The organism is Mesorhizobium sp. M7D.F.Ca.US.004.01.2.1 (assembly GCF_003997785.1).
Taxonomy (GTDB): Bacteria; Pseudomonadota; Alphaproteobacteria; order Rhizobiales; family Rhizobiaceae; genus Mesorhizobium; species Mesorhizobium loti.
Map to the genome: position 1 here is coordinate 1 of NZ_RZRQ01000058.1, position 23505 is coordinate 23505.

24 protein-coding genes, 1 tRNA gene and 1 pseudogene are annotated in these 23505 nt (G+C 61.8%); 9 read left to right on the forward strand and 17 right to left on the reverse strand.

Annotated elements, in window-relative coordinates; translation table 11 throughout:
* Together EN993_RS11375 and EN993_RS11380 are read right to left on the reverse strand one after the other, a co-directional pair.
* Window positions 1–1179, reverse strand: a 1179-nt coding sequence (locus EN993_RS11375) for a beta-ketoacyl-[acyl-carrier-protein] synthase II (protein WP_127263246.1), incomplete at its 3' end; no start/stop codon positions are given.
* A gap of 46 nt (window positions 1180–1225) precedes the next feature.
* Window positions 1226–1804 carry a TetR/AcrR family transcriptional regulator gene (locus tag EN993_RS11380; protein WP_127263247.1) on the reverse strand — a complete coding sequence of 193 codons (579 nt, stop codon included), beginning with the start codon at window positions 1802–1804 and terminating at the stop codon, window positions 1226–1228.
* An 84-nt stretch (window positions 1805–1888) separates the two neighbouring features.
* Here EN993_RS11380 and EN993_RS11385 point away from each other — a divergent pair, with 84 nt between their 5' ends.
* Both EN993_RS11385 and EN993_RS11390 read left to right on the forward strand, forming a co-directional pair.
* The gene (locus EN993_RS11385; protein ID WP_164548763.1) at window positions 1889–2998 is read left to right on the forward strand and encodes an efflux RND transporter periplasmic adaptor subunit; all 1110 of its coding nucleotides are present in this window, start codon (window positions 1889–1891) and stop codon (window positions 2996–2998) included.
* Window positions 2998–6126, forward strand: a complete 3129-nt coding sequence (locus tag EN993_RS11390) for an efflux RND transporter permease subunit (protein WP_127263248.1) — start codon at window positions 2998–3000, stop codon at window positions 6124–6126. The genes EN993_RS11385 and EN993_RS11390 overlap by 1 nt, the downstream gene beginning before the upstream one ends.
* 128 nt (window positions 6127–6254) lie before the next feature.
* Here the strand turns inward: EN993_RS11390 and EN993_RS11395 are convergent.
* Window positions 6255–6331: transfer RNA gene (locus tag EN993_RS11395), tRNA-Met, on the reverse strand.
* A 240-nt stretch (window positions 6332–6571) separates the two neighbouring features.
* Between EN993_RS11395 and EN993_RS11400 the strand changes: the two genes are divergently transcribed.
* On the forward strand, window positions 6572–7531 hold the full coding sequence (locus tag EN993_RS11400; RefSeq protein WP_109659590.1) for a Gfo/Idh/MocA family oxidoreductase: 960 nt from the start codon (window positions 6572–6574) through the stop codon (window positions 7529–7531).
* A gap of 158 nt (window positions 7532–7689) precedes the next feature.
* Here the strand turns inward: EN993_RS11400 and mnmA are convergent, their stop codons facing one another.
* On the reverse strand, window positions 7690–8880 hold the full coding sequence (gene mnmA, locus EN993_RS11405; RefSeq protein ID WP_109659592.1) for a tRNA 2-thiouridine(34) synthase MnmA: 1191 nt from the start codon (window positions 8878–8880) through the stop codon (window positions 7690–7692).
* 289 nt (window positions 8881–9169) lie between these two features.
* Here mnmA and EN993_RS11410 point away from each other — a divergent pair, with 289 nt between their 5' ends.
* Complete coding sequence (locus EN993_RS11410; protein WP_013529904.1) at window positions 9170–9445, forward strand: DUF1153 domain-containing protein; 276 nt, start codon at window positions 9170–9172, stop codon at window positions 9443–9445.
* Window positions 9446–9653: 208 nt separating this feature from the next.
* Here the strand turns inward: EN993_RS11410 and EN993_RS11415 are convergent, their stop codons facing one another.
* The 3 genes from EN993_RS11415 to EN993_RS37740 form a co-directional block, all read right to left on the reverse strand.
* Entirely contained in the window at window positions 9654–9938 is a 285-nt protein-coding gene (locus EN993_RS11415) for a hypothetical protein (RefSeq protein WP_109659595.1), read from the reverse strand.
* Between the two features lie 398 nt (window positions 9939–10336).
* The gene (locus tag EN993_RS11420) at window positions 10337–10954 is read right to left on the reverse strand and encodes an NADP-dependent oxidoreductase (RefSeq protein ID WP_245468738.1); all 618 of its coding nucleotides are present in this window, start codon (window positions 10952–10954) and stop codon (window positions 10337–10339) included.
* Window positions 10930–11262 carry an alcohol dehydrogenase catalytic domain-containing protein gene (locus EN993_RS37740; protein ID WP_245468739.1) on the reverse strand — a complete coding sequence of 111 codons (333 nt, stop codon included), beginning with the start codon at window positions 11260–11262 and terminating at the stop codon, window positions 10930–10932. Before EN993_RS37740 ends, EN993_RS11420 begins: the two co-directional genes overlap by 25 nt.
* Before the next feature lie 90 nt (window positions 11263–11352).
* On the opposite strand from EN993_RS37740, the gene EN993_RS11425 reads away from it, so the two are divergent.
* On the forward strand, window positions 11353–11751 hold the full coding sequence (locus EN993_RS11425; protein WP_109659599.1) for a helix-turn-helix domain-containing protein: 399 nt from the start codon (window positions 11353–11355) through the stop codon (window positions 11749–11751).
* A gap of 152 nt (window positions 11752–11903) precedes the next feature.
* On the opposite strand, the gene EN993_RS11430 is transcribed toward EN993_RS11425, so the two are convergent.
* Window positions 11904–12281, reverse strand: coding sequence for a flagellar export protein FliJ (locus tag EN993_RS11430; protein WP_109659601.1), 378 nt, complete (start codon window positions 12279–12281; stop codon window positions 11904–11906).
* Between the two features lie 450 nt (window positions 12282–12731).
* On the opposite strand from EN993_RS11430, the gene ctrA reads away from it, so the two are divergent.
* The gene (gene ctrA, locus EN993_RS11435) at window positions 12732–13427 is read left to right on the forward strand and encodes a cell cycle two-component system response regulator CtrA (RefSeq protein ID WP_006203583.1); all 696 of its coding nucleotides are present in this window, start codon (window positions 12732–12734) and stop codon (window positions 13425–13427) included.
* Between the two features lie 111 nt (window positions 13428–13538).
* Here ctrA and EN993_RS11440 read toward each other — a convergent pair whose 3' ends face one another.
* Window positions 13539–13943 (reverse strand): response regulator, encoded by a 405-nt coding sequence (locus EN993_RS11440; RefSeq protein WP_127263249.1) that lies wholly within the window; start codon window positions 13941–13943, stop codon window positions 13539–13541.
* 238 nt (window positions 13944–14181) lie between these two features.
* The gene (locus EN993_RS11445; RefSeq protein ID WP_109659605.1) at window positions 14182–14811 is read right to left on the reverse strand and encodes a histidine phosphotransferase family protein; all 630 of its coding nucleotides are present in this window, start codon (window positions 14809–14811) and stop codon (window positions 14182–14184) included.
* A gap of 392 nt (window positions 14812–15203) precedes the next feature.
* Between EN993_RS11445 and EN993_RS11450 the strand changes: the two genes are divergently transcribed.
* Entirely contained in the window at window positions 15204–15740 is a 537-nt protein-coding gene (locus EN993_RS11450; RefSeq protein WP_245270509.1) for an EipA family protein, read from the forward strand.
* A gap of 254 nt (window positions 15741–15994) precedes the next feature.
* Window positions 15995–17125: a hypothetical protein gene (locus EN993_RS11455; RefSeq protein WP_126070231.1), complete on the forward strand. Its 1131-nt coding sequence runs from the start codon at window positions 15995–15997 to the stop codon at window positions 17123–17125.
* Between the two features lie 2 nt (window positions 17126–17127).
* Here EN993_RS11455 and EN993_RS11460 read toward each other — a convergent pair whose 3' ends face one another.
* The 6 genes from EN993_RS11460 to EN993_RS11485 form a co-directional block, all read right to left on the reverse strand.
* Window positions 17128–17931, reverse strand: coding sequence for an RNA methyltransferase (locus tag EN993_RS11460; protein ID WP_127263250.1), 804 nt, complete (start codon window positions 17929–17931; stop codon window positions 17128–17130).
* Between the two features lie 218 nt (window positions 17932–18149).
* A complete protein-coding gene (locus EN993_RS11465; protein WP_109659611.1) occupies window positions 18150–18494 on the reverse strand; it encodes a metalloregulator ArsR/SmtB family transcription factor in 345 nt (114 codons plus the stop codon).
* A 145-nt stretch (window positions 18495–18639) separates the two neighbouring features.
* Window positions 18640–19428, reverse strand: coding sequence for a HugZ family protein (locus tag EN993_RS11470; RefSeq protein WP_127263251.1), 789 nt, complete (start codon window positions 19426–19428; stop codon window positions 18640–18642).
* A 31-nt stretch (window positions 19429–19459) separates the two neighbouring features.
* Window positions 19460–20635 carry a CaiB/BaiF CoA-transferase family protein gene (locus EN993_RS11475; RefSeq protein WP_127263252.1) on the reverse strand — a complete coding sequence of 392 codons (1176 nt, stop codon included), beginning with the start codon at window positions 20633–20635 and terminating at the stop codon, window positions 19460–19462.
* 6 nt (window positions 20636–20641) lie between these two features.
* The gene (locus tag EN993_RS11480) at window positions 20642–21403 is read right to left on the reverse strand and encodes a 3-hydroxyacyl-CoA dehydrogenase (RefSeq protein ID WP_127263253.1); all 762 of its coding nucleotides are present in this window, start codon (window positions 21401–21403) and stop codon (window positions 20642–20644) included.
* Between the two features lie 61 nt (window positions 21404–21464).
* On the reverse strand, window positions 21465–22001 hold the full coding sequence (locus EN993_RS11485; protein WP_109661255.1) for an N-acetyltransferase: 537 nt from the start codon (window positions 21999–22001) through the stop codon (window positions 21465–21467).
* 273 nt (window positions 22002–22274) lie between these two features.
* Between EN993_RS11485 and EN993_RS11490 the strand changes: the two genes are divergently transcribed.
* On the forward strand, window positions 22275–23267 hold the full coding sequence (locus tag EN993_RS11490) for a glutathione S-transferase family protein (protein ID WP_127263254.1): 993 nt from the start codon (window positions 22275–22277) through the stop codon (window positions 23265–23267).
* 1 nt (window position 23268) lies between these two features.
* On the opposite strand, the pseudogene EN993_RS11495 reads toward EN993_RS11490, so the two are convergent.
* Window positions 23269–23505, reverse strand: a pseudogene (locus EN993_RS11495) (DNA mismatch repair protein MutT); the annotation flags it as partial.

Below are 23505 nucleotides of genomic sequence, written 5' to 3' on the forward strand. Positions count from 1 at the left end.
GGGCTCGTTTGCGACGAAGTCGATGCCGTCGGCGGCCGGATCGGGAGCGCTCAGATTGAGCGTCGGCGGCGCCACCTGATCCCTGAGCGCCAGGATCGCGAAGATGGCTCCAAGCCCGCCGGCCGCGCCCAGCAGGTGTCCGGTCGCCGATTTCGTTGCGCTGACGGCTATCGCGAAATCGCGACCGAATAGGCTCTTGATCGCTTCGATCTCGCCCAGGTCGCCGACTGGCGTGGAGGTCGCATGCGCGTTGAGATGACGAACCTCGTGCGGCGAAATCCCCGCTTGCGCAATCGCGATCTCCATGGCCCGGCGCGCACCGCCGCCGTCCTCAGGCCCAGAGGTGACGTGATGAGCATCCGCCGTCGTGCCGTAGCCGACGAGTTCGGCGAGCGGTTTTGCGCCGCGCGCCAGCGCGTGGCTCAACGCCTCGATGACCAGCACGCCGGCTCCTTCGCCCATGACGAAGCCGTCCCTCGATACGTCGAAGGGACGCGAGGCTTGCGCCGGCGCCCAATTGAAGCCGGTTGAAAGAGAGCGTGCGGCAGCAAACCCACCGAGACTGACGATGTTCATGCATGCTTCCGTGCCGCCGCACACGGCAATATCAGCTTCGTTCGCGCGGATGAGACGGGCCGCGTCGCCGATCGCCTGGATGCCGGCCGCGCACGCCGTCACCGGTGCGCCCAACGGACCTTTGAAGCCATGACGGATTGAGATCTGGCCCGCTGCGAGGTTCACCAGGAAGGATGGCACCGTAAAGGGCGACAGGCGGCGGGCGCCACGCAGGTCGACCGTGCGCACCGCCTCGGTGATGGCGGGGAAGCCGCCGACCCCTGAAGCGATGATCGTTGCTGTGCGCAGGCGATCCGTTTCCGAGGCAGGCTTCCATTTCGCCTGCGCAAGCGCCTCTTCCGCCGCGGCCAGCGCAAAGAGAATGAACCGATCTACCTTGCGCTGATCCTTCACGGACAGGACGCCGTCAGGATCGAAGCCAGCGTCGGGGTCTTCTTTCAAGGAGGGAACCACGCCGCCAATCTTTGCCGGCAGGTCTCCCACCACATCGTCCGGAAGCCTACGGACGCCCGAACGACCGGCCAGCAGGCGCGACCATGACGCTTCGACATTGGCAGCAAGGGGCGTGACCGCCCCCATGCCTGTAACAACAATCCGTCGCATCTATTCTCCTATCACTTGGGTGCGCCGACAGCACTGCCCACGCCGTTCAAGCGGCGACTGCTTCGCGAACCTGATCGGACGCCGCATCCAGAAAAGCCTGCGCAAGGTCGGGGTCGTTGACGACCCGTGAGAGCAGCACCGCCCCGACCATTGTCGACAGAATGGCCATGGCCTTGCCGCCGGTCTCCTCGCCGTCGGCCTTGCCAACCCAACTAGCGAGCATCTCAAGGTATTCCTTGATCCCGGCTTCGAATGACGCCTTCACCTCGGCGCCCTGCCTGGCAGCATCCGAGCCGAGCGCAACGACCGGGCAGCCGTCCATCCTTTCTCCGCGATGGTCCATGCTGAGATAGAATGAGATCACCGCCTCGAGTGGATTCTCAGGGTTTGCCGCAGTTGCGTCCGACCATCTGTGGGTGGCGCTCTCCATCGCCCGCCTGGACGCCTGCGCCGCCAGGTCCTCCTTTGACGCGAATTGCTTGTAAAAGGCGCCCTGGGTCAGCCCCGCGCCCTTCATCAAATCCTTGAGGCCGATGCCGTCAAAGCCGCGCTCCCGAAAAAGGCGGCTTGCCACATTGATCACGGTTTCGCGGTTTTCTGCGGCTTGAATTCGGCTCACGCGCATCGTCGATCTCCTTTTTGATTGCGTTCGTAATCTATAATCGATATAGAAATCGAACGCAATCTAATTTGAGATGAGGCGACGAGCGTGAAAAAGAGAACCGTTATCGTATTGGGATCGACCCTGACGGCGATGTCATGGGTGGCGGCATTCGCCACGTTTGCTACTCCCGCGCAGGAAGCTCCTTTGGTGACCGACCCAAGGCAGGAGGCACCATTCGTCAGACTTGTGTCGGCAGCGCCGGTCACCGAATCAGAACGTGGCTTCACCGGCGTCATCGGGGCGAGGGTGCAGAGCAATCTGGGCTTTCGGGTTCCCGGCAAGATCGTGGAACGGTTGGTGGACGTTGGTCAGCAGGTCAAAGCCGGTCAGCCGCTGATGCGGATTGATGATACCGATCTGCGCCTTGCGCTTTCGGCGAAGCGCAATGCCGTTGCGGCAGCGCGGGCAACAGTCGCTCAGACACAGCCGGATGAACGGCGATACGCCAGTTTGCTTGGCAGTGGGTGGGTTACACCGCAGCGCTACGAGCAGGCGAAGGCTGCGATGGATACAGCCCAGGCGCAACTTGCCGCCGCTGAAGCCGACGCACGGGTCGCCGAGAACGAGGCGGCCTATGCAGTCCTGTTGGCGGACGCGGATGGAACGGTGGTCGAAACGCTTAGCGAGCCGGGGCAGGTCGTCGCAGCCGGCCAGCCAGTGATCCGGACCGCCAAGGCAGGCCCGCGCGAAGCGGTTGTCGCCCTTCCCGAAACGATCCGGCCGGCGATCGGCTCGGCGGCTGAGGCGAGCGTGTATGGTGGCGATGAGCGTCGTTATACAGCGCATCTGCGGCAGCTGTCGGACTCCGCCGATGCCCAGACCCGCACGTATGAGGCGCGCTATGTGCTCGACGGCGAAGCTGCCGCTGCACCACTTGGCGCGACGGTTACCGTTCGGCTCGCAAGCCAGGCGCAACAGCCAGAAGTCCAGGTGCCACTGGGAGCCGTGCTCGATGACGGCCGCAAGACTGGCGTTTGGGTGTTGGACAGCGCCACCTCAACCGTACACTTTCAGCCCGTGCAACTCGTTCGTGTAACCAGCGAAACCGCTGTGATCTCCGGATTGAACTCGAACGTTCCCATTGTGTCGCTCGGCGCCCACCTCCTGCAGGAGGGCGCTCGCGTCCGGACCGAGTCCGAAAGCGGGAGCAACTGATGAGCTTTAATCTTTCCGCGATCGCCGTTCGCGAACGCGCCGTCACCCTATTCTTCATCCTCTTGCTGGTGGCTGCCGGAGCCTACGCCTTCCTTATGCTCGGCCGGGCCGAGGACCCTAGCTTCACCATCAAGACCATGACGGTTACGACGGCATGGCCGGGCGCGACGGCGCGCGAGATGCAGGATCTCGTCGCCGAACCGTTGGAGAAGCGGCTTCAGGAGCTGACCTGGTACGACAGGGTGGAGACGACCACACGGCCAGGTTATGTGTATATGACGGTCACGCTGAAGGACAGCACACCGTCATCCGCCGTGCAGGAGGAGTTCTACCAGGCTCGCAAGAAACTCGGTGATGAAGCCCGCAACCTGCCGCCCGGCGTCTTCGGCCCCTTCGTGAACGACGAATATTCGGATGTGAGCTTCGCCCTTTATGCGCTGAAGGCCAAAGGCATGCCGATGCGGGAGCTGGCGAGGCAGGCCGAGGTGATCCGCCAGGACCTCCTGCACGTGCCCGGCGTCAAGAAGATCAACATCCTTGGTGAACGTCCCGAACAGATATTCGTCGAGTTTTCCTACGCCAAACTGGCAAACCTCGGCGTGTCGGCACAGGACATCGTCGGTGCCTTGCAGCGGCAGAACACCGTCACGCCAGCAGGTTCGATCGACACCCTAGGGCCGCGCCTCTTCATTCGGGTCGACGGCGCCTATGACAGCGTTCAGGCGATCGCCGACACCCCGATTGTCGCTGGGGGGCGGACGCTGAAGCTATCCGACATCGCCGAGGTCAGCCGCGGCTATGAGGACCCTCCCACATACCTCATCCGACGCCAGGGCGAGCCCACCATCATGCTCGCGGCCGTTATGCAGGAGGGCTGGGATGGTCGCGCGCTCGGCAAGGCCCTGGAGGACAGGACTGCCGCGATCACACAGACACTGCCGCTCGGCATGACGCTCGACAAGGTGTCCGACCAGGCTGTCAACATCACCTCGGCGGTCGACGAATTCATGTTGAAGTTCGCGATGGCGCTCGGCGTCGTGCTGCTGATCAGTCTGCTTAGCATGGGCTGGCGCGTCGGGATCGTCGTGGCGGCTGCCGTCCCTCTGACGCTCGCCGTGGTCTTCCTCATCATGCTGGAAACCGGCCGGTTCTTCGATCGCATCACGCTCGGCGCCCTCATCCTGGCGCTTGGTCTTCTCGTGGACGACGCCATTATTGCTATCGAGGTGATGGTGGTGAAGATGGAAGAGGGGATGGACCGCATTAAGGCGGCGGCCTATGCATGGAGCCACACTGCGGCGCCGATGCTATCGGGAACTCTGGTGACGATCGCCGGCTTTGTGCCGGTGGGTTTTGCGCGCTCGACGGCTGGCGAATACGCCGGCAACATCTTCTGGGTCGTGGGGTTCGCCCTCATCGTCTCCTGGATCGTCGCGGTGGTCTTTACGCCCTATCTCGGTGTCAAGATGCTGCCCGCGATCAAACCGGTCGAAGGCGGTCACCACGCTATTTACGACACGCGTAACTATCGACGTTTGCGGCGGGTCATCACGTTTGCTGTGCGCCATAAGTTCGTAACCTGCGGTATCGTTGGCATAGCCTTCGCGCTTTCCGTCGTCGGTATGGCCGGCATCAAACAGCAGTTCTTCCCGACATCCGACCGCCCTGAAGTGTTGGTGGAGGTTCGCCTGCCGGAAGGTGGTAGCATCGAGACAACGACCGCTGCGGTCGAAAAGCTCGAAAATTGGCTGGACAGCCAGCCCGAGGCCAAGATTGTCACGAGCTACGTCGGCCAGGGCGCTCCGCGCTTCTTCTTTGCGATGGCTCCGGAACTGCCTGATCCTGCTTTCGCCAAGATCGTCGTGCTGACCCCCGACGCGGAGGCGCGTGAGGCGTTGAAGCACCGGCTCCGAGAGGCAGTGGCGCAAGGGCTTGCGCCCGAGGCGAATGTCCGCGTTACGCAGCTCGTGTTCGGCCCCTACACGCCGTTCCCCGTCGAGTTCCGGGTCATGGGCCCCGATGCGACGCAGCTCTACAGCATTTCCGAAAAGGCTCTCGACATCATGCGGAGCGTCCCGGATGTGCGGCAGGCCAACCGCGACTGGGGCAACCGCACGCCCGTGCTTCGCTTTGTCCCCGATCAGGATCGACTGAACCTCATCGGCCTCTCGCCGGCGGAGGTGGCTCAGCAACTGCAATTCCTTCTCACCGGCATCCCCGTTACGCAGGTTCGCGAGGACATCCGCAACGTCCCCATCGTGGCACGCAGCGCCGGCGGCGAGCGGCTGGATCCGGCGCGTCTGGCGGATTTCTCGCTGATAAGCCGGGACGGCCGCTCGATTCCGCTCGACCAGATCGGGCATTCGGAAATCCGTCAGGAGGAGCCAATCCTGAAGCGCCGTGACCGCACGCCCGTTGTCACGATCCGCGCGGACATCAATGAAGCTACCCAGCCTCCGGAGGTCTCCAAGCAGATCATGCAGGCCCTTCAGCCGCTGATTGCGTCTCTTCCGGTCGGCTATCGCATCGAAATGGGCGGATCGATCGAAGAGGCGGAAAAGGCCAACACCGCGCTGGCTAAAGTCTTCCCGGCCATGATAGCCGCCATGTTGATCGTCATCATGCTCCAGGTGCGATCTTTCTCCACGATGTTCATGGTCATGCTGACAGCACCGCTTGGCCTTGTCGGAGTCGTGCCGATGCTGCTCACCTTCCACCAGCCCTTCGGCTTCAACGCCATTCTGGGTATGATAGGACTGGCTGGCATCCTGATGCGCAACACGCTAATCCTGACCGAACAGATCAAGGAGAACCGCGCAGCCGGCATTGACGACTATCACGCCGTCATCGAGGCCACGGTGCAACGCACACGGCCCGTCATTTTGACAGCACTTGCCGCCGTGCTCGCCTTTATTCCCCTCACGCACTCCGTCTTCTGGGGCTCAATGGCCTATACGCTGATCGGCGGAACGGCGGCCGGCACGGTGTTGATCCTGCTCTTCCTGCCCGCGCTCTACACCGCGTGGTTCCGGATCAAGCCGACTGCGGATGAGGTCCCGACGGCGGATGAAATCCATGAGGTTTCGACGGAGGAACTGGAAATGCGACCAGTCATGGCTGCTGAGTAGGGCACCGTTGCCGAGCCTCGTTTGTCTGCACGGGGCGCTGGCGGGTTCGTGTGTCGATGCTAGTGAGAGCAATCAGTATGGCCAACGGTAGCGGATGCCCACGTAACCGATTGATCTTATTGACAAAATGGTAGCGGGAGAGGGACTTGAACCCCCGACCCCAGGATTATGATTCCCGTGCTCTAACCAACTGAGCTACCCCGCCAGGGCGGCGAAAGGCCCGAAATCCGCCTCAAATCGAAAGGCACGTCGGGGGCGTTCGCCAAGGTCGCGCGGATATAAGGTTGGGAGGGTGAGCCTGTCAAGCTTCGAAGCAGCCGGCTTGCCGGCTTATCGTCATTATCGAAAAGCTTTGCCGCGCAGACATTTGGTTGCTGCCGCCGGGGTTGAGTTCGACGGGGCACGTCGCTATGTCTCGGCCACGAGTTTTTAGAGTTTGAAACAGATGAAGCCGCGCATTGCAGTCCTCGGTTGCGGATACTGGGGCAGCAACCACATCCGCACCCTCAAGGCGCTCGGCGCGCTGCACGCGGTCTCCGACACCAACCGGGCCCGTGCCGAAGGCTTCGCCAGCGAACAGGACTGCCTGGCGATCGAGCCGGACCAGTTGTTCGTCCGTGACGATATCGACGCCATCGTCATGGCGCTGCCGCCGCAATTCCATGCCGACCTTGCCGTGCGTGCCGTCGAGGCCGGCAAGGACGTGCTGGTGGAAAAGCCGATCGCGCTGACGGTGGCGGATGCCGAGCGTGCGGTGCAGGCGGCCAAGGACAATGGCCGGGTCTTCATGGTCGGCCATGTCCTGCGCTTCCACCCCGCCTTCGAGACGCTGAAAGGGCTGATCGACAAGGGCGAACTCGGCGAAGTCCGCTACATCCACTCGCACCGGCTCGGCCTCGGCAAGTTCCACACCGAGAACGATGCTCTGTGGGACCTGGCGCCGCACGATCTGTCGATGATCCTGGCGATCACCGGCACAGAGCCGATCGAGGTTCGCGGCGAGGGGGCCGCCCTGCTCGACAATCTCAGCGACTTCGCGCATCTGCACATGCGCTTTCCCAACGGCCTGCGCAGCCATCTCTTCACCTCGCGTCTCAATCCCTATCGCGAGCGGCGGCTGACGGTGGTCGGCACCAAGGCGATGGCGGTGTTCGACGACGTCGAGCCATGGGAACGCAAGCTTGCCGTCTACCGCCATGCGGTGTGGCAGGACAGCGGCCAATGGGCCTTCACCACCAATGAGCCGTCCTATGTCGCGGTTGCCCAGGGCATGCCGCTGACGCGCGAGCTGGAGCATTTCATCCAGTGCATCGAGACGCGTGCCGAGCCGCGCACCAGCGGCGAGGAAGCCATCAGGGTGCTGCGCATCCTGACCGCGGGCACGGTCACGCACACCAAATCCTGAGACCGTTTGGAAATTCCACTCCGGCGGCCATCTAGTGGCGTTTTCTGCGCTTCCCAGTTCTACTGCGTCGACGCAGTAGAACTGTGCTCACGGACCCAAATGTCCGCTCATGACTCGCCAGAGCGAATTTCGAAACGGTCTCCGAGAGGACGGAGCCCCTACTCCGCGGGAATCTGCGTCGGCCTGGCGGCCAGCCGGGTCAGCATGGCCTCGGCCTCGGCGCCACGCTCCGAACGCTCGATGAAGCCGCCGCCGAACACGCGGGCCTCGTTGCCGTCATCGGAATAGAGCACGCAGGCTTGCCCGGGCGCGATGCCGGACTCGCCGTCGACCAGTTCCACCCATGTGGCGCCTTTGCCGTGATGCAGCACGGCCGGGCGCGGCGGTCGCGTCGAGCGAACCTTGGCGAACAGTTCCAGGCCGCCAGCGGGGACATCTGTGAGCGGTCCGTCGCCCAGCCAGTTCATATTGCGCAGATAGATCTTGTGCGTCTCCAGCGCCTCGCGCGGGCCGACCACGACACGGGCGCGGTCGGCATCGAGATGGACGACGTAGAGCGGCTCGCCGGAAGCTATGCCGATGCCACGGCGCTGGCCGATCGTGTAGCGCAGGATGCCCTCATGGCGGCCGAGCACGCGGCCGTCGATGTGGACGATGTCGCCCGGATTGGCGGCAGTCGGCTTCAGCTTGGCGATGATGTCGGAATATTTGCCCTGCGGCACGAAGCAGATGTCCTGGCTGTCCTGCTTGGCGGCAACCGTCAACCCCATCTCCTCGGCAATGGCGCGAACCTGTGGCTTCGACAGGCCGCCAAGCGGAAAGCGCAGATAATCGATCTGTGCCTGCGTGGTGGCGAACAGGAAATAACTCTGGTCACGGTCGGCGTCGACTGGCCGGTAGAGCGCGCGGTGGGCGCCATTGGCACCGGAGCGGATGTAATGGCCGGTGGCCAGGGCGTCGGCGCCAAGCTCCTTGGCGGTGGCCAGGAGGTCGGCGAACTTCACCGTCTGATTGCAGGAAACGCATGGGATCGGCGTCTCGCCGGCGACGTAGCTCTCGGCGAAGGGATCGATCACCGCCTTGCGGAAGCGCTCCTCGTAGTCGAGCACATAATGCGGGATGCCGAGCGTCTCGGAGACACGGCGGGCATCGTCGATGTCCTGCCCGGCGCAGCATGAGCCGGCCCGGTGCGTCGCCGCGCCATGGTCGTAGAGCTGCAAGGTGACGCCGACGACATCATAGCCCTCGCGCTTCAGCAGGCCGGCGACGACCGATGAATCGACACCGCCCGACATGGCGACGACGATACGGGTGTTTTCGGGACGTCCGGGAAGATCGAGGCTGTTCATGGTTCTTTCGTTCTGCACGGCGTCTGAATGCCAATGACGCGAATATAGGTCAAGCTTTGCGGCTACGCCAGCTTGCAGGGCGGACCGACAGGCGGCGACCGGTTCCGGTGAACGGGTGGATTTTTCGCGCACTGCCGCCGCTTCCAGGCGGATGTTTCAAATGCCAGCGAAAAGACTAACGCGGCGTTCATGATCCTTACCTAGTCATTAGGGTCTGCTTAGGCAATTTTTAAAGCTGTGGCGGTAACGTGGCGGGGATTGGGTCTTTGAGTTTTTTGTAGAGAGTACGATGACCGATCTGGTTAGACCGAGAGTCAAATATGTTATCGGGCCTGACGGCAGCCCACTTACGATTGCCGATCTGCCGCCGACGAATACACGTCGCTGGGTTATCCGGCGCAAGGCGGAAGTGGTTGCGGCCGTGCGCGGCGGGCTTTTGAGCCTGGACGAGGCTTGCCAACGCTACAAGCTCACCACCGAGGAATTCCTGTCCTGGCAGGCGTCGATCGACGAATATGGCCTTGCCGGGCTGCGCACGACACGCATCCAGCAATACCGGCACTAGCAAGATTTGCTTCTGGAACGGCGGTCGTGAATCGAGGGGCGGCGCAACCGTCCTTTTTTCGCTCGCGGGCCGGTGAGCGCGGCCCCCTCGATCGCCACAACGCAAGCTCGCTCGCAGACCCGCGGGGGTGAGCCATGGGTCGTCCCTCCTTCGGGGTTCCACAGGGCGAGGAGAAGATCGCGCTTCCCCGATCAGGTATGAAAGAAATCTATTCCACAAATGAGCCGAGGAAGTCGTTGACCAAATCCTCGTTCGTCTTCGAAAAAAGACTTTCGATGGTTAGGTCCATCTCTTTCTGGGCAATAATCGCGTCGATATGTGCGGTTGGGAGCGGATTGCTGAATCGGCAACTTAGCGCGTGTTGTGTCCTTTGAACCAGGTAGCAGCTCACGAGTTCGGATTTTTCGTCACCAAATTGCAGGTAAAAGTGATCCGGACTGCCTGAAAAGCTGCCGATATACAGCGCCGCTCCGCCCTCAGACAGGTCCAGCATACGGAAATTGGCGCTCAGTACCTCTCGCAGGCCATGTGACGGGAAGATGAGTCGAACAAGGAAGTTGACGTCTCTTCGAACCCATCTGCGTTTTTCCTCGGTACTCCCGGAATATACCACACGCTTTGTCCCAAAACTTAAGATTCCAAGTATTTCTTGTTAACTACTTCGGTAACATGGGTTAAAAGGCTTAAAGATCGATAGGAGGTTCCGTTCGAATTGGTTCTACCCATATGGATTCTCGAGCGCGCACCCGTTTCTCAACGTCGCCGATCTCGCATATAACCGGGCAGAGGCGAGACGATCCAGCGCGCCGCGCTAGGTTCGTCCGCGCCCGCGCGCTGGAAATAAGGGCGCGACAAGCCGCGCCTTCGTTTTCGAAACGAGTCTTTTGGCGCTCAAACCGTCAGCGCAACCTTGCCGATCGGCTTGGTGGCGAGGAAGGCGTGAGCAGCCCCCGCCTGGTCGAGCGGGAAGCTTTTCGCCACATGGACGGCGAGCTTTTTCGCATCGATCAACTGAGCCAGTTCCTGCAGGCCCTTCCTGTCGGGCACGACGGACATGCGCTCGACCTGGATGCCCTGCGCACTGGCCTGCGCCCTGGTGGCGTCGCTGACATTGAGCAAGGACACCAGCACGCCACCGCGCTTGAGCACCTTCAGTGAGCGTTCGGCATGCTCGCCGCCCAGTGGCTCCAGCACCAGATCGATGTCGCGAACCTGGTCGGTGAAATCGCCCTTGGTGTAGTCGATGACCTCATCGGCGCCGAGTTTGCGGACGAAATCGAGCTTTTGCGGGCTGGCGGTGGCGATAACATAGGCGCCGCGCGCCTTGGCGATCTGCACCGCCAGATGGCCGACGCCGCCGGCCCCCGCATGGACCAATACGCGCTGGCCCGATTTCAGCCCGCCATGGCGGACGAGGCCTTGCCAGGCGGTCAGGCCGGCCAAAGGCAAGGCGCCTGCCTGGAGGTGGTCGGCGCCCTTCGGTTTCAGTGCGATTTCATCGGCCGGCACAGCCGCCAGTTCGGCATAGCCGCCGCCTGCTTGGGAAAGCGCGGCATGCCGAACACCTCGTCGCCGATCTTGAAGCCGGTGACGCCAGCGCCGAGCGCCTCGATTGTTCCCGGGATATCCCAGCCCAGGATGAAGGGCGGCTCGCCGAGCAGCTGATAGTGGCCGGCGCGAACGGAGCCATCGACCGGATTGATGCCGGCGGCTTTGACGCGGACCAGCACCTCGCCGGCCTTTGGTGTGGGGTCGGGCTGATTGGCAATGACAAGGACGTCGGGTCCGCCGACGGAGTTCTGGATAACGGCACGCATTGAGATATCTCCTGCTTGGTTGCTGCCACTATCATTTGGATAGTAATAGTCCCTTGTCCAGTATGTACCTTTCTGATATATACGCACCTCATGGATAGTGAGAACGACTGCGGTTTCGGCTATGACGCGTTCCGGCGAACGTGTCCTTCGCACACCGTGCTGGAGATGCTGGCCAGCAAATGGGTCTATCTGGTGGTTTGCGCGCTGCGCAAAGGCCGGCTGCGCAATGGCGAGCTTGCCCGCAAGCTCGAAGGCATTACGCCGAAGATGCTGACGCAGACGCTGCGCGTGCTTGAGCGTGACGGACTGGTGCGGCGCGATATCTTCCCGGTCATCCCGCCGCGTGTCGAATATGAGTTGACCGAACTCGGCCAGAACCTGGCGGGGCTCCTTACCGAGATCAGATCATGGGCGGAGCAGCATGCACCGGACATCAAGGACGCCCGTGCGAGGGCAATTGCCGATGGTGAAGGGGATTGGGCCGCCTAATGTATGTCGCCCAAAAGTGACCTCGGTTTTGGGAAAACGACATGCATAAAAACTTAGGGCGGCTCTCAGTTTTCTTGGCGGCCTTCCACCAGGGCCGGCCGAGATCATGCACTTGCCAGATGGCAAGCGCCAATGTCGTGGACAGGCCGGTTTCAGCCGATCATGGCGCTGCGGCCGCCGATTTCGGCTTCGCGGATCTTGGTGTCACGCGATTCCAGCATTTCCGCCTTGGAAAGCTCCGCTTCAGCTTCGCCGAGTAATGATTCGGCAGTGCTTCGCTGCTGCGCGAGGTCGCTTTGCGAATTTCTGAGGTTGTCGCGGCGCAAACGCGCCGCCTTGGCGAAGGTCGGATAGGCGAAATGGTTGATGTCGGTGATGCCGGCCTTCTTTTCTTCAGCGGTGATCTGAAGCTCCAGCTCGACGGCCATGCGTTCGAACTCGGCGATCATCATGTCGAGCTGCAGCAGCTGCCGCCGCTTCTCATTCACCTGAAACTGTTTCAGCCGAACGAGGTTTTCACGTGACTTCATGATTCGTACTCCCGGAAACGCACACCCGCACTTATCGTCCAAACCACCTGGAAGAGCCCAGGCCGCACCCGTGTCCACCGGCTTTCCCCGAACTATGGGAAACAAAACCCTAAAGTTTTTTGCCAGCGGTAACCATTCGTTTACGGGCATTGTTAATCATACGGGTCAGGACTTAAGGCCGGGTAAAAATTCCGGCCGCCGATGCGGAAGCGACGTCGATGAGTCTCTGGAGTCACTTAGTCCAGATTATTGATGTGTTGCATTAGGATTTGGTTCTGAGATTCGTTATTAGATTCAAGAGGGTGTAGAAAGAGGTTAAAAAATCTGGTACCGTCATGGGCGGGAAATTAGGTTTTGTTAACCATTTGATGGCAGCCTCTGCACAAGGCAACCACTGCTCCGGGTCCGGACGGGTCGTGAAATGGTCCGGCAGCAGAAAAGGGGAATGAAATGCGTGTTCTGCTGATAGAAGATGACAGTGCAACCGCACAAAGCATCGAGCTGATGCTGAAATCGGAAAGTTTCAACGTCTACACGACCGATCTCGGTGAAGAGGGCGTCGATCTAGGCAAGCTCTACGATTACGACATCATCCTTCTCGATCTCAACCTGCCTGATATGTCGGGCTACGAGGTCTTGAGAACGCTTCGCCTTTCCAAGGTAAAGACGCCAATCCTTATCCTCTCCGGCATGGCCGGCATCGAGGACAAGGTGCGTGGCCTCGGCTTCGGCGCTGACGACTACATGACCAAGCCGTTCCACAAGGATGAGCTGGTTGCCCGCATTCACGCCATCGTGCGGCGCTCCAAGGGGCACGCCCAGTCGGTCATCACCACCGGCGACCTGGTGGTCAACCTCGATGCTAAGACCGTCGAAGTCGGCGGCCAGCGCGTGCACCTGACCGGCAAGGAATACCAGATGCTGGAGCTGCTCTCGCTGCGCAAGGGCACGACGCTGACCAAGGAAATGTTCCTCAACCATCTTTATGGCGGCATGGACGAGCCTGAGCTCAAGATCATCGACGTCTTCATCTGCAAGCTGCGCAAGAAGCTCGACGCGGCATCTGGCGGCCAGAATTACATCGAGACGGTCTGGGGTCGCGGCTATGTGCTGCGCGAACCGGAAGACATCCGCGTCAGCGCCTGATCGACGGGCATCGTTCGGACTTTCTTCAATAAAAAACCCGGCTCTGGCCGGGTTTTTTGCGTGATGGGCTGGTAATTATCTCTTTTTACGCAATTCCTGACAGCAGGCGCGTCACGCGCTTTTCCTGGAATTGCTCGACACCACCGAATCAGGTGCGATCTTCAAGGTGCGAAAACGCTCGAGCAGTTGCGGCCTGTTGAATGGCTTCAAGAGGTAGCCCTGGGCGCCGGCGCGCTTGGCCCGCATGATCGAAGCGATATCGAGCTCGACCAGTGAAATCAGGATCTGCGGCCTTATCGGGCTCTCCATGGCGCGCACGCGACGGATGAGATCGACCGCCGGCACATCAGGCAAGGCGCCATCGACGACGATGATGTCGGGCATGTCGGCGGCGCACATCTCCAGCGCATCAAGTCCGCTGGCTGCCTCGATGACAATCATTTCGGAGCCGCCCAGGATGCGTTTTGCAACCTTCCTGATGACACTTGAATCGTCGACGAACATGCAGCGTTTCATTTCCGGGTCCTCTTTGCCGTCTGGCAATCCGGTAGCGTCGGGGGTATCCAGACGCACCATAGGCCAATCTGGTAAAGAAGCCGAAAAGGCGTTAGGTAAAATTTTTACAAAGACTGCGGCTGTTCGCTTTTATTCGCGAATGCTTCAACGCTGCCCAAGGCGATCAAACGCATTTCATGTCGATGGGCCGGAATTACAGATTTCGATGGAAAAATACTTCGGCTTCCCGGCTGCGCTATCAGGCAGCCGAAAGCACGATTTCTTCCGGCGTCGCGTGGATCGATATCGTCATGCCGGCTTCGCGCGCCAGAAGCAGCGTGTAATAGGGCTGCACGGAATGCGCGTCGATCGGCTCCTCCGGCTTGTGGCCGGAATGCAGTTCGAGGAATTTCGGCGGCACACGCAGCATCGGGCCAGCCGCCGCAAGCGCGAAACGCGGCTCGGTCTCGAGGTTTTCCAGCGTTACCGAAAGCTTGCCGCCGCGCGGAATGGCGGCGTTGGCGACGAGGATCAGGTTGAGCAGCAGCTTGACCTTGTTCTTGGGCAGCAGTGCGCGGGTCCCGTTCCAGGTCAGTTCCGGCTTTTCGTTCTTGAGGAAGGCGATTGCGACCGCTTCGGCATCGCCGGTATCGATCAGCATGCCGGCCGAGCCGGCGGCGCCGAAGGCGATGCGGGCGAACTGCAGGCGGGCCGAAGCATTGCGGGCGCTCTGACGGATCAGCTTCATGGCGTCTTCGTCAGCGCCGCCTTCATCGAGCAGCTCAAGCCCATTGTTGATCGCGCCGACCGGCGAGATGATGTCGTGGCAGACCCGGCTGCACAATAGCGCTGCCAGATCGGGTGCGGAAAGGGTGAACAGATCGGCCATCGGCGAAAATCCCTGCAAAATCTAATAACCCACGGCCGAGCGATCGATCGTCGCCTGCCCACACGAATCACGCACTCTCTCCTCGGGCTTTCTGAATACACAGCACCCGTGCGTGCAGCAACAAATCCAAAATTGTGGATGTGGCAAATGGCGTGTTCACGCAGGCCGCCGACCCACTTAAGCGACCCCAAAACAGCCTTCGAACCGCCATGTTCATGTGGGAGCTTAATGGTTGAAAAAGGATTACGGCATAGTTTGCCCGTAACAGTTACCCTTAACGGCCGGCTAAAAGAGCCGTACGGGGTGCGAGGCGTCGGCGAAGGTGCTCCCTGACGGAGATTGGAAGCATGTTTTCCCGATACTACGACCGGAGCTTTCTCCGTGTCTTCTCAATGGCGGTCACGCTCCTGGGCGTTCTCGTCTTCTCGACTTCAGCCCTGCGGGCCCAGGAATATACCGCTCAGGAGATTGTCGATTCCGGGCACAAGTTCTTCGGTGCGACATCGGGCGGGCTCGCCACGGTCGTCGAGAAGATTTTTGCTTCCTACGGCCTGCCCAACGGCTATCTGCTGGGGGAAGAGGGCTCGGGCGCGCTGATCGGCGGCCTGACCTATGGTGAAGGCACGCTCTACACCAAGAATGCCGGCGATCACAAAGTGTTCTGGCAAGGCCCGTCACTCGGCTGGGATTTTGGCGGCGAGGGGTCACGGGTGATGATGCTGGTCTACAATCTCGACGATGTGGGCAGCCTCTACAACCGCTATGGCGGCGTCGCCGGTTCGGCCTATGTGGTGGCTGGTGTCGGCTTCAACGTGCTGAAGAACAACAACGTGATTTTGGTGCCGATCCGCACCGGTGTCGGTGCCCGGCTTGGCGTCAATCTCGGCTATCTGAAGCTTACCGAGCGCGCCACCTGGAATCCGTTCTGAGCTGAAGATCTTTGGCTTATGCATGTCGTTCTCCCAAAACCGGGACCACTTTTGGGCGGCATGCATTAAACCCGTCCCGTTACGGCAAACCCTTGCCGCAACGCTGGATTTCCGCCATGTCAACGTGGCACAGTCAAAAGTGCTCGACGCGCTTTTGGTTTTTATCTTGTTGCATGTCGTTGTCCCAAAACCGGTTCCCACTTTTTGGGCGACATGCATTGGTTTGATGGTTGCCGTCCACAACGGGTAGTCACTTGGTCCAGTCGGTCCTGTTCTTCGTCCTCGGCTTTCTCTGCGCCGGTTTTCTGGCGCTTATGGTGGCTCCGGCCATATGGCGTCGCGCCGTCGCCCTGACGCGCAAACGTATCGAAGGCTCGATCCCTCTGACGCAAACCGAGATCCAGGCAGACAAGGACCGCATCCGCGCCGAGTACGCCATGTCGACGCGCCGCCTCGAAATCAGCGTCAAGGCGTTGCGCGAGAAGGCGGCCGAACAACTCGTCGAGATCAATCGCGGTCGCGAGGCCCTGAAGGGGCTGGCGGTCGAGCGCATGGACAAGAACCATGCGCTGACCGAACTCGGCGCCAAGAACGAAGCGTTGCATCAGCGCGAGGGCGAGTTGCAGCAGCTTTCGGAGCGACTCAAGGAGACCGAACGCAAGCTGGAAAAGCGCGCGCTCGAGCTGGAAAAGCTGGAGCACATGTATGACGACGCCAGTTTTTCCTCCAGCAGCCGGCAGATCGAGCTCGTGGCGCGCGAATCCGAAATGCAGAAACTCGCCAGTGACATTGCGCTGCTGCGCGGCCAGCGCAAGGAAGCGGACAGGCGCAGCCAGGAGATCGCGGCCGAAAGCAAGGCCGCGCGCGACGCCCTGAAAGCCGAGAAGAAAAGGACCGCCGAGCTCGACAAGAAGGTCGAACGGCTGCTGGCCACGCTTGCCGATCGCGAGGACAAGCTCGACCGCCGCGAAAAGGAACTGGCGCGCATGCGCGAAAAATCGAAAGCCGAAGATAGCGCACCGGCCTTGCGGCTGGTCGGCAAGGGCGGCGACGTTGCCAGGAGCGATGACCTCGACAAGGCGATCGCCAAGCTCGACAGCGACCGTGAGCGGCTCGAGGCGAGGCTGACGGCGCTGGCGCGCGAGAACAAGCGGCTGAAGGCGGATCTCACCGCGCTGGCCGCGTCCAATCCCACGGACGGCAGCTCCGCCCTGCGCGAGCAGATGAACGAACTGGCGGCGGAGGTCGTCCATCTGACGGCCAAGCTTGAGGGGCCTGGTTCGCCGATCGCCAAGGCGCTGGCGGCACCTTCGGATGCACGCTCCGGCAACCGCAGTCTTGCCGACCGCGTGCGGGATTTACAGAAGGCTGACGCAACAAGCTGAAATCAGCTCTCTTTTGCCGAAAAATGATGCAGCGCGATGGCTGAGGCGGCTGCGACGTTCAGGCTGTCGAAACCTTCCGACATGGTGATTCGCACGCCATGCAGGCGTGCGAGCAGGCTGTCCGGCAAGCCTTCACCCTCGGTACCGAGATAGAGCGCCATGCGTTCACTCCGCTGCGCATCGCGGATGTCGGTCCGCCCGCGTGGTGAGAGCGCGAATTGTTCGAAGCCGCGCCGGGCGAGCATTGCCGTGAAGCCGGCGGTGTCGGCGAACGATGCGAACGGGATCTTGAGCGCGGCGCCGACGGAAACGCGGATCGCCTTGCGGTAGAGCGGATCGCAACATGTCGCATCCAGCAGAACTGCGTCGGCGCCAAAGGCGGCGGCGTTGCGGAAGATCGAACCCATATTGTCATGGTTGGCGATGCCGACGAGCACCACGACCAGCGCCTGGGCTGGCAAGGCATCGAGAAGAGCCTCAGCCGACTGCGGCGCCCCCTTGCGTCCCATGGCCAGGATGCCACGATGCATGTGAAACCCGGCGATTGCGTCCATCACCGCGCTGGTGGCGACATAGACGGGGAGGTCGGCCGGCGCCTTGCGCAGGATCTCCTCGAGACCGGCCAGCCGATTTTCCAGGATCAGCGCCGATTCGGCGGCAAAGCGCCCTGCCGAGAGCAGCAGGTCCAACACCACCTTGCCTTCGGCGACGAAGCGGCCTTGCCGGCCGGCGAGGTCACGCTCGCGGATGTCGAGATAGGCAGCGACGCGCGGATCTTGCGGGTCGTCGATGCGAATGGGATCCATGCATTCCTCGCGGCCGTCGCATCGGCCCGAATATCCGGAACGATCCCCGGCGCTCACCTTTGGCCAGGAAAGCACGATGCGACAATTCGCGACGATCAGCTACCTCTGTGCGCCCGGATGGGCGCATGTCGCTCTGACAACGATCAGCTACCTCTGTGCGCCCGGATGGGCGCATGTCGCTTTGAAATCGCCGGTGAGGTCAGCGGGCTACAGTGTGGTCAGGTTCCGGCACGGCGCAAACGGTGCGCCATCTGGGACAGGTCGTCCTTGCCGCTGCCGAAAATACCGTCCAGCATGTGGAGCAGTTCGCGCACGGCGTCGGATTTACAGGAATAGTAAATCATCTGCCGGTCGCGGCGTGTGTCGACGAGGTCGAGCGCCCGCAACTTGGCGAGATGCTGGGACAGGGCGGATTGGCTGAGCATCACCTTCTCGGCGATGGCGCCGACCGACATTTCACCCTCGGCGAGATAGCTCATGATCAACAGGCGCTTCTCATTGCCCATCAGCATGAGAAACTCTGCCGCCGCTTCGGCGTTGACGATTAGCTTTGTCGAGACCATCGATCCCCCATGCTTCTTGTTCATCCTGACGCCATGGGGGCAATGGCATCTGATTCCATAAACTCACTCGTGAATCGGCACATGCGATTCAACGTCACCAACAAAAGGTAGAGCATTTCATTTAAATCTCAAGTGTTGCTTTTGATCAATCATAATTAAGTCCAGTGCCGACGTCGACCGAGGCCCGTCCGACCCTGGCCATTTCGACCAGAACGTGTCGCAATTCGCGTGCTGCTGCCAAGGGTTGTGGGAAGAAGACCCGGCAAACATCGTCGCCCGACACCAGATCCATACCATCGGCATCGAATCCGGCAATTATCCAGCCGTTGCCGGACACTTTCGTGAAATGCTTTGCATAAACGGCGATCGCGTCGAGATGGTCGGCGTTCATGTGGTCGATGGCGGATTGTTCGCTCGTCGCCAGTTCCTCGACGATCGGTCCGCTTGTGAGCACATCCGATTGATCGAGCTGATAGGCCTTGCCGAAGCCGCCGTTGAGGCTGGCGCGTTGCGGCTCGAGGCGAAAGATCGAAAAGTCGCCGAGACCGGCGTAAAGTTTCGCCTTGGGATTGCGGTTGAGATAACGGCGCTCGGTGCGGGCGTGTTCGCTTGATCCGCGCTCAAGCCGTGCCGCCTGGCAGACCAGTGTCAGGCGCGGGTGCGCCAGCGGGTCACCTTTGCCGGGTTCGCCAAGCAACAGGGAGCAGCGCGGATCGGCAAGCAGGGCGCCGGTGTGCGCCGAGAGCATCGAAACCAGGATCAGCGGCGCGCCATCAATGTCGGTGGCCACGCCGACCCTGCTGGCCAGCGGCGAGCCGGTTTGCGGTTCGATCACCGCCAGAGCGCCAAAGCGGGCGTTGCGCAGAAGCGTCTTGCCCAGCCGGATCGCTTCGGCGTCTGTCTCGCGGATCACGTCCTTCTTCGGTTCGTCCAAGGCGTCACCGCAATAAGTTGATTTATCTTCTCTAGTTATCGGTCAGCAAGCCGGATTTGACAAGGTCGTCGATCTCGGCTTTCGCAAGGCCGAAACGTGCCAGTATTGTCGCCGGCGACAAATCGTCATCGCCGGGCATGGTGGCCAGTGTTGGTTGCGAGCTCGAGAAACGCGGCGCCGGGGCAGGGCGCTCGAATGCACCCGCCGTCACAAAGGCGTTGCGTGCCCGATTGTGCGGATGGTGCTTCGCCTCTTGCAGCGATAGGACCGGGGCAACGCAGGCATCGGTTTGGGCAAACAGCAGGTCCCAGTCGTCGCGCGATTTCTGCCGGACCCGATGGGCAATGGCCGCGCGCATCGGCGGCCACAATGCCCTGTCGTACTGGCCGGATACAAAGCGCTCGTCGAGCGGCAGCAGCCTGGCGAATTCGGCGAAGAACTGCGGCTCGAGGCAGCCGATGGCGATATGGCGGCCGTCTGACGTCTCATAAGTGTCGTAGAAGGGGGCGCCGGAATCGAGCAGGTTCGCGCCGCGCTTTTCGCTCCACAACCCGGCCGCCATGAAGGCGTGCAGCGGCGTCGCCAGCATCGAGGCGCCTTCGACCATCGCCGCGTCGATGACCTCCCCCTTGCCGGTGCGTGAGCGCTGGAACAGGGCGGCCAGCACGCCGGCAATCAGCATCATGGCACCGCCACCGTAGTCGGCGACGAGGTTGAGTGGCGGGACGGGACGGCCGTCAGTGTGACCGATGGCGTGCAGCACGCCGCAATAGGCGAGGTAGGTGATGTCGTGGCCGGCGCGGCCGGCGAGCGGGCCGTCCTGGCCGAAGCCGGTCATGCTGCCGTAGATCAGCGCCGGGTTGCGTGCCAGCACCGCTTCAGGGCCGAGGCCAAGCCGTTCCATGACACCGGGACGAAAGCCTTCGAGCAAGATGTCCGCCTTTTCGGCCAGGCGCAGCAGCAGATCGGTGCCTTCCCGGCGCTTGAGGTCGATGCGCAGCAGTGCGCGGCCGTGGCGGTCGATGTTGTACTCATCCGGCAGCGACAGGAACTGGCTCGCCCCCGCCCGTTCGATGCGCAGCACTTCGGCGCCCATCTCCGACAGCAACAGGCCGGCCAGCGGCACGGGGCCGAGCCCGGCCATCTCGATCACCTTCAAACCGGCAAGCGGACCGGTCTTCCCGGCAGCTGGCAAGCCGGCGCTCATGACCGTCTACTTCGGCGCCATGCGGATGGCGCCGTCGAGACGAATGGTCTCGCCGTTCAACATCTGGTTCTCGATGATGTGAAGGGCGAGAGCGGCATATTCGGACGGCTCGCCCAGACGCGATGGGAAGGGCACGGCGGCACCCAGCGAATCCTGCACCTCTTGCGGCATGCCGGCCATCATCGGCGTCTTGAAGATGCCGGGCGCGATGGTGCAGACGCGGATGCCGGAACGGGCAAGGTCGCGCGCCACCGGCAGCGTCATGCCGACGACACCGCCCTTGGACGCCGCATAGGCGGCCTGGCCGATCTGGCCATCATAGGCGGCAACCGAAGCGGTGTTGACGATGACGCCGCGCTCGCCACCTTGCAGCGGCTCGAGCTTCGACGCGCGCTCGGCGACGAGGCGGATCATGTTGAACGTGCCGATCAGATTGACTTCGATCACCTTGCGGTACTGATCGAGGGGATGAGGACCATCTTTGCCGATCGTCTTCACGCCAATGGCGATGCCGGCGCAATTGACCAGGATACGCGGCTCGCCAAGCTTGGCGACGACGTCGGCGAGTGCAGCGGTTCCGCTGTCGGCACTGCTGACGTCGCACTGGACGGCAATGCCGCCGATCTCGGCCGCGACCTTGGCCGCGCGATCAATACCGACATCGAAGATGGCGACGCGGGCGCCCTTGGCGGCCAGCGCGCGCGCCGTTGCCTCGCCAAGACCGGAGCCGCCGCCGGTGACGATCGCGATCTGGCCGTTCGGGTTCATGGCGTCATCCTTTGATCTCAGGAACAGTGGGACGGATCAGGCGCCAGATCGACGGGAAAGGTCAAGCCATCGCCGCGATGGGATCGGCCACCCTGGCCTGATCGGCGTGGCAGACCTCGCCCGAGAGCCTGGCGACCGCGCCCGGCGCGATCTCGTGCGACAGCAGCCGGTCGAGATCGACAGGGCGCGGCATCGAAATCTGGCCGCGCGGAATCCGCTTGAAACCGAGCGGACCGTAATAGGGTTCGTCACCGACCAACATGACCGCGGGCGCGCCGGCCTTGGCGGCGGCCTCCAGCGCGATCGCCACCAGTCGGCGGCCGATGCCGAGATTCTTGAAGGCCGGCCGCACCGCAAGCGGCCCGAGCATCAGCGCGCGACCGGCGCCGGCGGCGACGCGGGTCATGCGCACCGAGGCGACGACAAGGTCACCATCGACGGCGACAAAGGACAGCGAGCGTTCGTGCCCTCCGGCTTCGCGGATCTTGTAGGCGGCCAGCACAAAGCGGCCGGGCCCGAAGGCTTCGTCGTTGATGGCTTCGATCTGGAGGTCATGCACCGGGGTTTCCGGCAGGTATTTCACGTCGGCAAGGCTCATGGTCTTTGCGTTCCGGTAAGGAGGAAAGGTTTGCTGCAAACGGCAGCATTCGCCAGTCAGCGCTTCATCAAGCGCGGGCGCCCTTTCGTCGTCGGTCAAACCGGATCAAAGCAAAGTCGAACATGCGGATTGTCCGCTAGCATCAATTTCCTGCCGCTGCAATCGGCCGTTTTTGTCCGTCGTTTCTGCCAAGTGACGGTCTGTTCAGCACCTGACGTCTTCGACAGGGCAGCCTTGCGCCTACATAAACCAATAGGACGCAAGGAGATTTGCATGGGATTGCTGGTTGAAGGCAGGTGGCAGGATCGCTGGTATGACACGGCGGACAACGGCGGCAGGTTCGTGCGGACGCACTCGCAATGGCGCGATTGGATCACCGTTGACGGAGCGCCGGCCGAAGGCCGGACGCGCGGCTTCAAGGCCGAGCCCGGCCGCTATCATCTCTATGTCTCGCTTGCCTGTCCATGGGCGCACCGGACGTTGATCTTTCGCGCGCTGAAGAAGCTGGAAGGCATCATATCGGTGTCGGTGGTGCATCATTTCATGGGCGCCAACGGCTGGACGTTTTTGGCTGAGGACGGCGCTACCGGCGATACACTTTACGGCCTCGACTTCCTGCACCAGATCTATGCCAAAGCCGATCCCGCCTATTCGGGCCGGGTGACGGTGCCGGTGCTGTGGGACAAAAAGGAGCAGACCATCGTTTCCAACGAGTCTTCCGAGATCATCCGCATGCTGAATTCGGCTTTCGACGAATGGGGCGATGCCAGGCTCGACTTCTATCCCGAGGACCTGCGCCGCGAGATCGACCGCATCAATGCGCTGGTCTATCCCGCGGTCAACAATGGCGTCTACCGCGCCGGCTTCGCCACCACGCAACGCGCCTATGAAGAGGCGTTCGGCGAACTGTTCGCGGCGTTGGATACGCTGGAGGAGCGGCTGTCAAAACAGCGCTATCTCGTCGGCAGCCGCATCACCGAGGCCGACTGGCGGCTGTTCACCACGCTGGTGCGCTTCGACCCGGTCTATGTCGGCCATTTCAAATGCAATCTGCGCCGCATCGTCGACTATCCGAACCTGTCCAATTATCTGCGGGATCTCTATCAGGTGCCTGGCGTGGCCGGGACCGTGAACCTGCATCATATCAAGGCGCATTATTACGCCAGCCATCAGACGATCAATCCGACGCGGATCGTTCCGGTAGGGCCGGAACTGGATTACGGCGCACGGCATGACCGGGCGCGGTTCGAGAAAGCGGCGGCCTGATCTACCAGTAGGGCGAGGGCTGCTCGTCGCCAAAAATCTCGGCGATCCGGCGCAGCGTCGCCGGCGTCGTGCCCTCAGGCAAGCGGTCGAGCGGGAAGAAGCCAGCTTCGGCGATCTCGTGGTCCGGCAGCTTCGGCGCCGTCTGGCTGAAATGCTCGATCAGGTAGAAGCCGACATGGTCGCGGCGGCTGGCGCGACGATTGAAATGCATCGACTTCAGCACCGGCGGGGCGGGCAA